The following is a 15114-nucleotide window of genomic DNA, read 5'->3' on the forward strand; positions in this document are numbered from 1 at the left end:
GGAGGAAATGATATGAAAAAGAAAATTGTTAGTATGTTACTGGCATCTGTAATGGTAATGAGCCTTGCAGCATGCGGTAGTACTCAGGCTCCAGCAGCAACTCCAGATGCAGGAAGCGACGCAGCACCAGCTACAGAGACAGCTGCACCAGCAGATTCAGCTACAGATACTCAGGCTACAAGCGCAGAGCGTCAGACAATCACATGGTCTGTTATCGACTTAAATGCAGGTGTTAACGCAACAGGTGAGTACGCAGACCAGATCATGCAGCAGATTGAAGACTTCTGCGGCGCAGACCTTGAGCTTATCTGGTATGCCAACGATGCTCTTTCTGAGAAGAACTCTTTAGCTCTTACAAGCCCATCAACAATGCCACAGATCATGTCCTGGGGCGGCACAGTTACAGGTGATGTTGTATCAGCAGCTAAAAACGGGGCTTTTGTAGACCTTAACAATTACATTTGGGATTCAGAGAAATATCCTTATCTTTCACAGCTGTCCAAGGATGTAGCTGCAAACCTTACTGTTGGTGGCAAGCTCATTGCTCTTCCTCGTACTCGTGTAGTAGGCCGTTATGGACTTAGCTATCGTCAGGACTGGGCTGAGAAGCTTGGCGTTGAGCTTCCCGAAAACGCAACTCCAGATGATGTTTATAAGATGATCTATGCATTTACCTATGATGATCCAGATGGAAATGGCAAGAATGACACAATCGGTATGGAAATGACATCCTACACAGGACCTTTTGACATCATCCAGACATGGTTTGGCTGCGGAAACGGCTGGCAGGAAAAAGACGGACAGCTGGTTCCTGTATGGACAACAGATGAGTACTTTGAGGCAGTTGATTATATCAAGAAGCTCTATGATGATGGACTTATGCCTGCAGATTTCTACAGCCGTCCTACAGATTCCTGGTCAAATGGATGTAAGACTGGTGAAAACGGCGTATATATCGACGTTCTTGATTCAGGAAAGAGAATCTGGCAGTACTTTGAAGCAGAAGATACTCTTACACCTTCAGTTGTTAATCCTGATGAGCCAGCTAAGATGGTTCTCTATGGCGCAGTAAACGGACACACACTTGCAACTGCCGGCTACAATGGATTCTTTACTCTGTCAGCTACAACACTTGATACAGAGGAAAAGATTGAGGCTGCTCTTACAGTTCTCGACAGACTCTGCTCACCTGAGATGCTCACAATCACTCAGTATGGACTTGAAGGAATCAACTACCAGTATGATGCTGACGGCAACATTGAAGACCTTGATGCTGACACAGAGAACTCTGATGCTGTTGCTCTTGCAAACAACTATAAGGGTCTCAATCAGCTCCTTACATTCCTTCCTTCATCTGAGTCTTCAACAGGCGCAATCCCTGTTAAGTCAGATAAGTTCAGTGAGGCACAGAACAATGCATATGCTGAAGCTCTTCAGTATGCAGAGGTTAACCCAGCACTTTCATACCTTGTAGGTTCTGATACATACTCACAGGTTGGTGCTGACCTTGATAGCCAGGTTACAGCTGCAAGAACACAGTACATCTGCGGTTCAATCTCACTTGATGAGTTCAAGTCAACTCTTGACTCTATCAGAAGCCAGGGCTATGACGCAATCATCTCAGAAGTAAATGCTCAGAGATAATCTTTTTCAATAAATCACTACAGGCATCGGCATCCCAGGCGGATGTCGGTGCCGTTTCATATTGCAGAGCCGCTGATATGAAATATGTCAGCTAAGCTGACCAGCGGCTCGCAGCCGAGTAGGAAGACTGACCGTCTTCTACTCGATTGCAGAGTTGGAAGACTATCCGTCCTCAACTCGATTTGCAGAGCTACTAAGTGATGGAGAATACAGGTATGAAATTACATAGGATGGAAAAAAACTATGCTGGCACAGCAAACTTTGGCTGCATGTGGAAAAAAGGGGAAATTCCAGCTGAGAAAATAAAGGATACGGGATTTTGTTGTTTAAATGAAAATGGAAAGAGGGTAGTTTTACAGTCCAGGATAACCGCCTATTGGCCTGATGGAAGTGTAAAGTGGACAGCCCACTGTGCAGATAGTAACAAGCTTGGGGACAACATAGAAATACATATAGAAGATACAAAAGAAAAAGACGTTTCTGGAGAGGACAATCTTAAAATCAAGTTATTTGAATCATCTGGATCTTATGAGATTACAGGAAGAGACTTTTCTGCAGTTATCCGAAAAGATACAGATGAGCTATTTGAATGCATAAAAAGTGGAGACCGCACAGTTTTTTCCCATGGAAAGCCTGTGCTTAAATTAGAGGAGCCATATTCAGAAAGTGGCATAAGCACCAGGATAACAAGAGATTATCTTGGCAGAATAAAAAATATTGTTTTGGAAGAAAGTGGGGATGTACAGACAGTATTTCGCTTTGAGGGCATACATGTCTGCATTGCGCCTGACAAAAAGGGCCAGGAGAAAATCCCCTTTATCATACGTTTGTTTTTGGGAACAGCAGCAAGAGATATTAGAATACAGCACACTTTTTTATACGATGGGGAAGAGGATAAGGATTTCCTGAAAGGAATTGGTATTTCTTTTGAAAGCCCATTAGAAGGCCCTTCCTATAATCGCCACATTAAATTTACAGTAGATAATGGAGTGTTTCACGAGGTTAGCGCACAGCTGACTTCCTGGAGGCCACGACTTCCGCTGTCTTTGTACAAGGAGCAGATGAAGGGACTTCCAATAACACAGGAATCAATGAAAGAATGTGGAGATGAGGATATAGATCAGCACATTGAGCTGGTGCTTACTAATTGCCCACATTGGGATACCTGGAATCTGACACAGGATAGTGCAGAGCACTTTAGCATTTGCAAAAAGTTATCCTATGATGACGTTTGTATGATAGATGCGCTTAGCGGACACAGAAGCATTGGAGGCGCAGGTTTTGGGTCAGAGGCTGGAAGCGTGATGATAGGAGTTCGGGATTTCTGGGAAAAGAATCCTGGGGAGATTTCTATAGCTGGTCTATCTGGCGAGAAGGCCTGTGCAACTATCTGGTTCTATGCGCCTGATGCAAAGAGCTATGATTTTAGGCATTATGCGCACCGTGGTTACAACCAGGTTTGTTATGAAGGCTATGACTATAAGGGAGCAGATCCTGACGGAATAGCTGTAACAAGCGAGTGTTCACTTGGCTTTTCAGAAAAAATCATTCCTGACGATCATGAACTTCTTGAATTTGCAGAAAGCGTAAATCATCCTGCAATTTATATCGCAGACCCTGAAGTCTATCACGAAATGAGGGCATTTGGATATTGGTCTCTTCCTGCAAAAAATACAGAGGTAGAAAACTGGCTTGAAGAGCAGCTTAATAGAGCTTTTTCTTTTTACAGTCAGGAAGTAGAGCAGCGCAGCTGGTACGGGCTCTTTAACTATGGAGATTTCATGCATACCTATGACCCTGTGAGACATCAGTGGAAGTATGATGTGGGGGGATATGCCTGGGATAACACAGAACTGGTGCCGACTTTGTGGCTCTGGAATTATTTTCTGCGCACAGGCCGACCTGAGGTATTCAGGCTGGCAGAGAAATTGTCCCGTCATGCCAGTGAAGTAGATGTATACCACTTTGGTAAGTATAAGGGCCTTGGCTCCAGGCACAACGTAAGGCATTGGGGATGCCCATGCAAGGAGGCTAGAATTGCTATGGCCGCCCATCACAGAGTCTTTTACTATCTGACTGGGGACCGCAGGATGGAGGATATCTTTGAGGAGCTTGGGGACAATGAAAATAGCTTTTTAAACAAGGATCCTCTTGGGGATTTTTATGAAAAAGAAAAAATGAAGCATCCCAGCCATGCCCGCAGCGGCCCTGACTGGTCATCTCTTGTATCTAACTGGATGACACAGTGGGAGAGGAAAAATGATGAAAAATACCGTGACAAAATAGTCACAGGTATAGACGATATCAGCAAGGCACCGCTTCGCCTTGCTTCCGGTCCTGATTTTGAGTTTGATCCGGAAAGCGTACATTTGTATTACATAGGAGAAAGAACAACAGGAGGAACGCACCTTCAGGTTTGTATGGGAGCCCCCACGGTCTGGATGGAAACAGCAGATCTTCTCGAAAAACCTGAATTTGAGCAGATGCTCATAGAACTGGGGCGTTTTGCACTTCTTCCAAGAAAGCAGCAGCTCGAGGAATGTAACGGCCTGATTGGCGAAAGGGAATATACCTATCCTTTCATGTTTACAGGCCTCGGAGCCTATGCTGCGGAGAGAATATGCAGCGGGAACTGCAAGGGAGTTGTGCTTGGCGCAGAAACCATAAGTAAGGATAACAAGGCAGAGGGACATCTTGTAGCTCAAAGGACCTGGAGAGCTCTTTTATCAAGCCTTATAAGTGAGAACAACAGCGATGGTTTTATGACTATTGAGACTATAGATGCAGGTAATAAGCACAAACTCACTGAAATTCCCTGGATCTCTACAAATTTCACTGCCCAGTGGTGTCTTAATGTGATAATAGCACTGGAATTTATAAGAGAGGACCTGCCGGATAACCTTTTAAAAGCGCAGGAATTGGTGGAGAATCTGGAGGAGTCAGCATTTCACAAAGCCTGACATGGAGTAAAAATATGAAGCTTAAAATAGATGAAATTACAAAAAAAGGTATACTGCTTTCCTGGGATAAGGTAGAAGGCGCAACAAGCTACAGGCTTTGTTGGAAAGACAGAAATAGAAAGACCATGCAAAAGAAAGTTCTTTTACCAACGACAGAGCTTAGGGCGATGTTTAACAAAATGCCCCGGATTCCCTATTATCTGTCCGTGCAGGCCCTTAATGAATTACAGGTCATTGATGAAAGCCCTGAAATTAAGACTCCAGTGACAGTTAGATTAAATGAACAGCTTGAAAAGATAGACCGCGGCCTGGTAGCTGTATCAACAGGAAAGGGAATATTTGTATCCTGGAGGCTTTATAAGAGTGAAGTTAAGGGCTATAGCAATACTGGACTTACTGGAACAGACTTTGCTTTGTGCAAGAACGGGAAGGTTCTGGCCTTTGTAACAGATAGCACAAATTATCTTGATAAGACTGGCACAAAGGATGATTTGTACAGCATAGTTTCTTATGAAAGTGGAAAAGAGCCTTCTGCCAAGGAAATTGAAAGTGCCCTTAAGGGAGCCAAGGCAGTAAAGGCCTGGGAAAGTGGCGAAAACTATCTTGATATTCCTCTGAGGATCCCTGAAGGCGGGACTACTCCTGCAGGTGAAGCCTATAACTACCATGCCAATGATATCAGCATTGGAGATGTGGATGGTGACGGAGAATATGAGTATATAGTTAAGTGGGATCCAACAAATTCCAAGGATGTATCTCAGACTGGTTATACAGGAAATGTCTATCTTGACTGCTATAAACTGGATGGGCGACTTTTGTGGCGACTTGATATGGGGGTAAATATCAGGGCTGGTGCGCATTATACCCAGTTTATGGTCTACGATTTTAATGGTGATGGCAGGGCGGAAATGGCAGTAAAGACAGCTCCTGGAACTTGCATGCACTTTTTTGATGAAAGTGGAACTGAGTGCGGAATGTCTTTTATCACTATTCCTCCTGAGGATGCCAAAAAAGGCGTTTGCAACGACAGTAATTATGTGGCTTCTGCTGCTGACTACAGAAGACACCTGGTGAAGGTTTTCAAGAACTGGAATAGTCATCCGGAGGTAGTAAATGGCCATTGGCCGGCTACTCTAGAGGAATGCTTTAATATGGCGCCCAAATACACGTATCCTCTTTCTGAGAAGGATGCAGAAGATCTTGCAGAGTATTTTATTGCAAGTTACGCGCCAAGTCGCAGCAGCCGAAATCATCTTGAGAATTTTGAAGGTTTTATATTCGAGGGACCTGAGTATCTGACCATGTTTGGAGGGGATGGAAAAGAGCTTGAGACTATTCCTTTTAAGTACGGCAGAGATGACGATGGTCTTATGTGGGGCGACTATGCCATGAGTAGAATAGAGCCCTGCAACAGAGTGGACAGGTTCCTGTCAGGAGTAGCTTATCTTGATGGAGAAAGGCCTTACCTAATAGTGTGCAGAGGCTACTATACACGAACAACTCTTGTAGCCTACGACTTTTTTGACAATAAGTTCAATGAAAAATGGAGCTTAGACTCCGGCTATGTTCGAATGGAGAATCCCTTTAATGATAACCCGCATGAACTTATGGGGAGCGATCCAGTTTACGGGGTGATTGCTGGACAGGGAAATCACAGCCTCTCTACTGCAGATGTGGATGGGGATGGATGCCAGGAAATAATCTATGGTGCGGCCTGTATAGATCATGATGGAAGTGTCTTGTACAGTAGTTATGATAATCTTCCTAATGGAATTCGTGCCAAGCTGGGACATGGTGATGCCATGCATGTTGCCAATATTGATCCTGACCGGCCTGGGCTTGAGATATTTAATGTATTCGAGGGAGCCAAGGCAGCGCCCTATGGGTTTGCCCTTAGAGATGCGGAAGACGGCAGTGTCTATTTTGGCGAATATGCAGAGAGTGACCTTGGCCGTTGCATGGTAGGCGATATTGTGCCGAATGAACCAGGACTCCAGGTTTGGGTCAATGATGTATATAACGTAAAGGGAGAAAAGCTTGATATTCCGGCACCTTCAACCAATATGAACATTCATTGGGCAGCTGACCTTACTACTCAGGTGACAGATGGCAAGGAGTACCTCACAGAAGAAAAGTGTGGAATCATAAATGATTCTATTCACGGAGTAATGCTTAAGCCGGAAGGCACAGCTACAAACAACGGCACCAAGGGCAATCCATGCCTTGTTGCGGATCTTTTTGGAGATTTCCGTGATGAGATTGTGCTGCGCCTTGCAGATGACAGCGCACTTAGAATATATATAAACACTGATATCACAAACCACAAGCTTTTCACACCGCTTCAGGACATGCAGTATCGCATGGGAGTCTGCTGGCAGAATAACTGCTATAATCAGCCAGGCTATGTAAGTTACTACTATGCCAGTGATATGAGATTTGACGAAGTAATGCCAGAACTTTAATTTTTTTCAGGAGAAAGCAAGATGAATCCCTTTTCTTATAACATCAGATTAAAGACGTATCCAGATAAAGCAAAAGAGTGGGAGGGGGGCGTTTACTATCCCAGAACAGCGAGCATAGAGGATTTCGATGCCACCTCAAGAGCCAATTATCTTAAGGCTCTTGATGGAGACGTTTTGCAGATAAGATCTAAAACCTGGACAGAGACAGAAGTTACGGGTTTTGGAATATATCAGTATGTCAATAGCCCGATTTTTACCTATAATACAGGTCTTAAGGATGGAAAGTGGACTGTAACCTTTGTAAATAAAGGCTCAGAGAGTATTATGGCAAACTGTTATGCAGATGAAGTCCTTATGATAATAGATCTGGAAATACCGGCAGGAGAGGCCAGGACAGAGAGTTTCATAAACTGCTCTATTCATGAAGAGACCAGTCTACAATTTTTCGTTTCAGATAGCGCAGTCACCGAGGAAGATGCTTGTGCAAAGAGTCTGTGCATCAGCGATATTTCATATAGTGAAGTGAAAAGAATAAGCGATGAGAATAAAGATAAATTAAGAAAATCCACTATTTTCCTTGCTTCTGATTCAACGGTGCAGTCCTATGAGGAGTTTTACTATCCCCAGACTGGCTGGGGGCAGGTCTTTGTAAAATATGTGTGCCCCAAGGAGGATCTTATTGATTATCAGGCCGAAGATTACTGCTATCCTCAGTGCCATGTGTATGAGCGAAGATCCGTATATGTTGAAAATAGATCCATCGGCGCCAGAAGTGCCAGGTCATTCATTGACGAGGGCAAGTGGAATTCGCTACTGTTACGGGCCAAAGCTGGGGACTATGTGCTTCTTCAGTGGGCTCATAATGACGCGACAGCGGTGCGCCCAAATAGATATGTCTGCCCTGAGGAGTTTGATGGTTTTTTGATGAAATATATAAATTCCTGCAGAGCAAGAGGAATATATCCGATTCTTGTAACACCAGTATCAAGGCGAAATTGTGATGAGCATGATGGAAATTTTATGCTTTCATTTGGCAAGTACAGGGATGTGATGCTGGAAGTTGCCAAGCGCGAAAAGGTTCCTTGTGTTGATCTATGTACTCTTAGTAACAACTACCTCAAGGAGATAGGAGGCGAGGAGGCGAAATCTCTTTATCTGTGGTGTCCGGCAGGAGCATATCCGGAAAGTGCCTATGCAGATGGAGTTTCGGACAACACTCATTTACAGGAGTATGGTGCAGAAGTTTACGCAAGGATGGTAGCGCAGGCTCTGATTGCTATGAATGGTTTTCCTGAGATCGAGGCTCTAAAGTCCTATCTGGATATCACATATGTCCCTGAAAAAAGAACTGTCAGTATGGTTGAAAAGCCTGTGGACCTCAAGATTCCAAGCAGCTTTGCGCTTCAGGAGCTGAATATAAATGACAAAAAGGCAAACTTCCTCCTGATCTGGAATGACGTTGAGGGTGCTGTTTCCTACAATGTATATAGAAAGGGGTCCGTTGATTTTCAATTTTTCCCTCTTAGGAGCGTAAGTGCAGAGGAAAAGAAAACTTCTGCTGTTCTTCCATTTATCCTGCCTGCAGCAGATGTATATCAAGTGAAAGTAACAGCAGTTTTTGCAGATGGCAAGGAAAGTAATTCCAGCAGGATCATAGAATTCAGGGCCTGATAATGACTAAAAGGAAGTACTAAAATGCAAGAACTTATAAACTTTAATACAAACTGGAAATTTCATTTTGGAGATATTGTATCTGTAAGAAATAGATGGGCTTTGGCCAAGTCTGGCTCTTTTAACCAGGGGCCTGAGAGCAAGGACTATGATGATAGTAGCTGGAGAGAAGTGACACTTCCTCACGATTTTGTGTTCGAAACAAAGCCCTATGCTTATGCTGAAAAGGAGTTTGACAAGGACAACACTATTCCTGCAATGGAGGATGTGAACAATATACATACAACATCAGGCTCCTTTGATAAGAATGTAGGCTGGTACAGAAAGCATTTCTTTATCCCCGAGGAATACCTTGGCAAGAAACTTTATCTTATTTTTGATGGAATTTACAGAGATTCATATTTCTATCTTAATGAGTTTTTTCTTGAACATGAGCCAAGTGGCTATTGCAAAATAGTTATAGACATCACAGATACTGCCGCCTATGGGGAGAATAATGTTCTTGCCATACGTTGCGATGCAAGACAGGCGGAAGGATGGTTCTACGAGGGCGGTGGAATTTACAGAAATGCCTATCTGAAAGTGGTGGAAAAAGAGCATGTGGAAGATCTTTTTGTTTACGGGCAACCTGAGGATAACTTTAAGAGAGCAGAAGTAGCGATTTCTGGCAGGATTTTTGGAACAGGTGAGCTTTGTGGCAGGAATAATCATGCGTATAAGGCGCTCCTTTGCATTGAAATAATTGATAGTAAAGGTGAACTGGTAAACAAAAGCAACTTAAGTCTTGCAGGTGATGAGAGTATATCAGATGATAGTAAGATAATGGAGCGTGCGTATCTATCTGATATTGGAGCCTATGAGTTTAAAACAAAGATCATATTAGATGAGCCAAGACTGTGGTCAGTAGACAGGCCTGAGCTTTACAGACTCATATGCAGGCTGGAAATATGCGGAGAAGTCAGAAATGTAGCTGAAACAAGCTTTGGAATAAGGTTTGCCAGGTTTGATAATAACGAGGGATTTCTTTTAAATGGAGAGAGACTCAAGATCAAGGGAGTATGCTGCCATCAGAATCATGGTGGCCTTGGAAACGCTGTTCCTCCTGAAGTTATGCGCTACCGTATAAAAAAGCTCAAGGAAATGGGGGCAAATGGCTATAGAGGAGCACATTACCCACTGTCGGAGGATTTTCTTGATATCTGTGACCAGGAAGGAATGCTGGTTATGCTTGAAACTAGGCTTCTATCCAGTGCCAGGGCAGATATGCATGAACTTGAGAGAATGGTCAAGGTTGGAAGAAATCACCCAAGTGTCATAATTTATTCCATAGGAAATGAGGAGGCTCAGTCCCAGGCAACAAGGCAGGGAGCAAGAATAGCCGCTACAATGATAGATTATGTAAAGCGCCTTGACCCATACAGGCCTGTGACTATGGCTCTTTTGATGCTGGACATGAAGACCAATGAGGTTATCACAGATTATAAGGTCTTAGAGGGAATTTCCAGACAACTTGATGTTGCTGGTTACAATTATCATAGCGATCTCTATGAGAAGTTTCACAAGGAATATCCAGATCAGCCCTTTATCAGCACGGAAATGGGGACCTTTAAGTCAACCAGAGGCTGTTATGAAACTGACAAAGAAAAATGTCATCTGGCTATCAATGAGAAAAAGCCATATTACATGTATGGTGCTGAGAGATGGAGAGATTGCAAGCCTGACTGGGTTAGCGGACTATTTATCTGGACAGGATTTGATTATTATGGAGAGCCTACGCCCTTTGCCTGGCCTGCCATCAGTAGTCAGTTTGGCGCAATGGATTTATGCGGTAATCCCAAGGATTTCTACTACTTTTACAAGTCCTGGTGGGCGGGTGAGGATGTTATACACGCTTATCCGGATATGAATCAGGAGCCTGGGAAGGTTTTGGATTACTATGTTTTTTCAAATGCAGAGGAAGTGGAAATTGTTTTAAATGGTAAAAGTCTTGGGAAAAAGAAAATGCTAAAAGATGACTATTTAGTGTGGGAAAATGTAGTATCTGAAAGCGGCAGAATGGAGATAATCGGCTATAGAAACGGTGCAGAATGCATGAGAAAGGTAAATGAAACTGCAGAAACTTTGTCGGCAAGGCTTGTTGTTACAGAGGATTACAGGGAAAACGACCTGGTTATCAGAAAACTGGAACTAAGTGATAAAAACGGCAATCTAGTGATTAATGCGGATGTAAGATTTGATATACCTTCTGAGTGGGGAACTCTTTTGGGCGCATCAAATGGTGATCCTTCGGATCATACAGGTGGAAAGGCGGGATTTGTTAGTACCTTTCATGGTCTTGCCCAGGTAATCACCAGGGAGGATTAAAAAACAAATCTGGTCATATATAATTTTTCATTTCTGACCTTTTTAGTATTATCAGTTTGATGCTATATTAGGTTAAGTTTAAAAAATTTCTTAATCTAAAGGCTCAAAGGAGAAGGCTATGAAAAACGATAATGTTAGAACACTTACCTATGCAGGTCTTATGGCTGCACTATGCTATGTGGGATATGCTGTATTTCCAGCAATTAACGCATCAGGCACCAAGGTTCATCTTGGAAATGCATTTGTAGTACTGGCAGCTTTGCTTATAGGTGGCCTTTATGGCGGACTTGCAGGCGCAGTAGGCCTTACAATTGCAGATTTGTCACTTGGTTATACTGCATCAGCGCCCAGAACATTTATAACAAAGCTGGTTATTGGTCTTATTGTAGGACTTGTTGCTCACAAGATTGCCAAGATATCGGAGGAGCACAAGAAGACATATATACTGCTGTGGTCATCTCTTGCAGCGGTTGCAGGACTTGTTTTTAACTGTGTATTTGAACCAGCTCTTAAATACGTATGGTTTACTATTCTTACTCCAAATGCAGAAAAGGCTGCAGCTGCCATCAGCGCGCTTCTGGCAGTTACAACCTATACTACTATGATAAATGCAGTGATCAATTCAGTCCTTGCTATCATCATTTATAATGCTCTTCGCCCGGCTCTTAACAAGGCCAATCTGTTTCCCACTGTTACAAAGGCAAAAGAGGCATGAATTAAACGTAGGTTCCATCTTCAAAGTCTATGTTCTGAATAAAGGAAACTACATATATATCTTTGCTTCTGGGGTTCTCCATAAAGTAGTCTTCGATGGCCATTTTATGGCGAGCCCCATTTTCATCTGTCTGGTAAGCAATACGCATTACTCTCTTTTTGCCTGCAGCATGGGCATCTAAAAGGCTCTTTCTATTAAAGGCCTTCTCAATCGCATCTTTTGACTCAGGAACAGTCATCTCTACAAGTTGCCTGAGGCAATCGTCATAGGTTCCAGTCTCAGGAATTTCAGTATTAAGGAAGTTTTCACGCCTCATGAATGTATATGAGTTTTTGCTTATATTGGCAAATTTAACAACCTGAAACTTTTTGTACACAGACTCTATAAGAACTCTCACCTGCTCAAATACAGCAGACTGGTCATCAAATAGGTCCATTGTATGCATTTCAACAGGAGCTTCTTCTTTTATCATATTGATAAAATCTGCTTTCGGGATAGGCTTTGAAAAGATATATCCCTGTATATAGTCGCAATCGCATGTATTGATAAACTGAAGCTGTTCCTGGGTTTCAACGCCTTCAACTACCGTAAGGAGCTTGAGTCTGTGCGCAAAATAAAATACAGACTCTAAAGTTATCCTTCCTTTTTCGGTAAGGCAGTTGTCATTAAGAAATGACCTGTCTATCTTAAGGATTCGTGCAGGAATATCCTTTACAAATGACATGGAAGACATCCCAGATCCAAAATCATCGATTGAAACCATGTAACCAGCTTTTTCAATAGAATGAACCCAATTCATGACCTCATCTATATTTGCTGTAACATCAGATTCTGTGATCTCTACACCAAAATAGTACTTATCTATACCATAGGAATCTACTAGTCTATTCAGTTTCTCAATAAATTGCTTGTCCTTGGCGTGCTCTCTGCTAAAGTTCACACTGATTCTTATTGCTCTATCCTTGAGTTGCTTAATCGTCTTGCAGGCATCTTCAGCAACGAACCAATCTACAAGCGAGAGCTGACCAGCTTCCTCAAGAATTGGAATAAAATCTCCAGGAAGTACTACTGTTCCATCTGATTTGATCCATCTGACAAGTGCTTCGGCTCCGCCGATAACACCTTCCTTGGCATTATATTGTGGCTGATAATATGCTTGCAACTCACCGACTTCCATGGCTGCAACTATGTCGTGTAAAAGATATTTCTGTTCCATTTTTCCCTCAAATAAATACTAAAAAACAACAAAACACAGAGGGAGAGTATATATTGTGTTCAATTGAATGTCAATATACGAGAAAACAAAATTCACGGATATTGGTTCGAAATTTCAACGTTGAATTGTTTTATGGAATTTTAAATTCAATGGAAGAAGCTATTAGTATTTGTTGTGCACCTTTTCTGCGAAGCACATCATATCTTTTACATGAATTTTCTGGCCATCATCGAGGATAGCTGTTCCGGAAAGGCGACCAAATACCTGATGCTGATCTGAAACGATTATCTTGTAGTCAAGGCAGGCGGCTCTGTCAAGAACAGGGACGAAATCCATTTCAAATCGGCCGTCAGAAGAAGTGAACTTCCAGGGATCCATGTAGGAATTATCAGGAATGTGGAAAGTGATATCATCTAATTTATGAGCTACGCCATCATAAAAAAGGATATTTTCTGTGGCGGCCTTTGTATTGCCGAAGCCATATCCTATATTAAAGCCAAAGGCCTTTCCATCGATATCACAGTTTCCAGATCCCCAGAACCAGGTATTGTCATAGGTCCAGACACCACGTCCCCAGTCTAGAGTGCCAAAATCAGTATCAGGGTCAAATTCATATTTCTGTCCATCATATAACATATATCCAGAAGCACGCATGCAATTTATCTTCTGATTATAGTAAAAACATCGGTCCTTATCCCAAGGAGTTGCTATTACCATAGTGTCCATTTGTGGCTGCTTCAGGAAAATGTCGCAATCAAAGGGCTTTCCTTCATTGAAGTTTTCGAAGTGGCAGGTGATATGTCTTTCTCCAGAGAGAACTTCGAACTTCATTTGAAGACGATTATCTTTATAATATGTAGTACCTGTGGAAGATGAAGATGGAAGCGCAAACTTACCCATAGGGAAAGTGTTAAGAACAGTTTCAGTATGCTCCCAGGGACTATCGTTAAAGGTTAAAAGAGAAACAGATTGCAGACCAATATAACCATCATCAGAAATGGTGAAGGCCCCTGCAAAGCTATCAGATAGAATAAGGTAATAGTCCCATTCCTTAATCCGCCACTTTGGAGCCTTGATCATGGACCTGTCATATTCCTGCAAAAGAGATCTGGACCAGCCAGGTTCTATTAGATTTCCGTGAGCATTTAAAAGCGGATGTGGAGATAAGACTTCATGATTTCTTCCCATAAAAACCCCCTTTAGAATTATGGAATAAATTAGCGTAGGTATTCAAAAGACAGCTATGAAACAGGCATTCCAGGTATGTCTGCTATATATATTTTATTATGAAGAAGGTGAGAATGTACATAGTGCTAATGGATGGCAAATAACGTCAAGAAAAAAATGTTAAAAAAGTTGTTGACACTAATATAGGCCAGTGATATATTTATATACGTTGCTGCTGCGGACACGAAGCGACGCAAATGCAGCACTGGAGCGGATTCTAGGCTCCTGTACCTTGACAAATAAACAGTAATGCAACCCTGAAAAGATTCCAGATAACATTGAGCGATTCAGCTCAATCGAGAATTAATTCAGAACAAAATTAGTAAATAACGGACAGAACAAAAGCCAAGCTTGAGTTCTGGCCAGATCAAACTTTTTACAGTGGTTCACTAAGCTCGAGAATACCTCGCTAAGTGAACTGTGTGTAGGTAAAATATTCAGAAACCAAAGAACGGTTTCTGATTTTACTCTAAAACGTGAGAGTTCGATCCTGGCTCAGGATGAACGCTGGCGGCGTGCCTAACACATGCAAGTCGAACGGAAGCTTAACGCTGACGAGACTTCGGTCAAATCTTGTTAAGCTTTAGTGGCGGACGGGTGAGTAACGCGTGGGCAACCTGCCTCATACTGGGGGATAACAGTTGGAAACGACTGTTAATACCGCATAAGCGCACTAGAGTCGCATGACTCAGTGTGAAAAACTCCGGTGGTATGAGATGGGCCCGCGTCAGATTAGCTAGTTGGTGGGGTAAAGGCCTACCAAGGCGACGATCTGTAGCCGGACTGAGAGGTCGGACGGCCACATTGGGACTGAGACACGGCCCAAACTCCTACGGGAGGCAGCAGTGGGGGATA

8 protein-coding genes and 1 rRNA gene are annotated in these 15114 nt (G+C 42.8%); 7 read left to right on the forward strand and 2 right to left on the reverse strand.

The genetic code is table 11. From position 1 onward, the window contains the following. The first annotated feature begins 12 nt into the window (after window positions 1–12). The 6 genes from G631_RS0115355 (at window position 13) to G631_RS0115380 (ending at window position 11816) form a co-directional block, all read left to right on the forward strand. Window positions 13–1644 carry a hypothetical protein gene (locus G631_RS0115355; RefSeq protein WP_026490195.1) on the forward strand — a complete coding sequence of 544 codons (1632 nt, stop codon included), beginning with the start codon at window positions 13–15 and terminating at the stop codon, window positions 1642–1644. Between the two features lie 215 nt (window positions 1645–1859). Continuing rightward, window positions 1860–4604 carry an exo-rhamnogalacturonan lyase family protein gene (locus G631_RS0115360; protein WP_026490196.1) on the forward strand — a complete coding sequence of 915 codons (2745 nt, stop codon included), beginning with the start codon at window positions 1860–1862 and terminating at the stop codon, window positions 4602–4604. Between the two features lie 14 nt (window positions 4605–4618). Next, window positions 4619–7066: a rhamnogalacturonan lyase gene (locus G631_RS19485; RefSeq protein WP_035789901.1), complete on the forward strand. Its 2448-nt coding sequence runs from the start codon at window positions 4619–4621 to the stop codon at window positions 7064–7066. Between the two features lie 21 nt (window positions 7067–7087). Then, entirely contained in the window at window positions 7088–8737 is a 1650-nt protein-coding gene (locus tag G631_RS0115370; RefSeq protein ID WP_026490197.1) for a rhamnogalacturonan acetylesterase, read from the forward strand. A 24-nt stretch (window positions 8738–8761) separates the two neighbouring features. Continuing rightward, window positions 8762–11101 carry a glycoside hydrolase family 2 TIM barrel-domain containing protein gene (locus G631_RS0115375; RefSeq protein WP_026490198.1) on the forward strand — a complete coding sequence of 780 codons (2340 nt, stop codon included), beginning with the start codon at window positions 8762–8764 and terminating at the stop codon, window positions 11099–11101. Between the two features lie 118 nt (window positions 11102–11219). Continuing rightward, window positions 11220–11816 carry an ECF transporter S component gene (locus tag G631_RS0115380; RefSeq protein WP_026490199.1) on the forward strand — a complete coding sequence of 199 codons (597 nt, stop codon included), beginning with the start codon at window positions 11220–11222 and terminating at the stop codon, window positions 11814–11816. 1 nt (window position 11817) lies between these two features. Here the strand turns inward: G631_RS0115380 and G631_RS0115385 are convergent, their stop codons facing one another. Both G631_RS0115385 and G631_RS0115390 read right to left on the reverse strand, forming a co-directional pair. Continuing rightward, window positions 11818–13032: an EAL domain-containing protein gene (locus G631_RS0115385; RefSeq protein WP_026490200.1), complete on the reverse strand. Its 1215-nt coding sequence runs from the start codon at window positions 13030–13032 to the stop codon at window positions 11818–11820. A 162-nt stretch (window positions 13033–13194) separates the two neighbouring features. Further along, window positions 13195–14220 (reverse strand): DUF2804 domain-containing protein, encoded by a 1026-nt coding sequence (locus G631_RS0115390; RefSeq protein ID WP_035789902.1) that lies wholly within the window; start codon window positions 14218–14220, stop codon window positions 13195–13197. A 511-nt stretch (window positions 14221–14731) separates the two neighbouring features. Between G631_RS0115390 and G631_RS0115395 the strand changes: the two genes are divergently transcribed. After that, window positions 14732–15114, forward strand: a 16S ribosomal RNA gene (locus G631_RS0115395); the annotation flags it as partial.

Source organism: Butyrivibrio sp. XBB1001 (assembly GCF_000424505.1).
Taxonomy (GTDB): domain Bacteria; phylum Bacillota; class Clostridia; order Lachnospirales; family Lachnospiraceae; genus Butyrivibrio.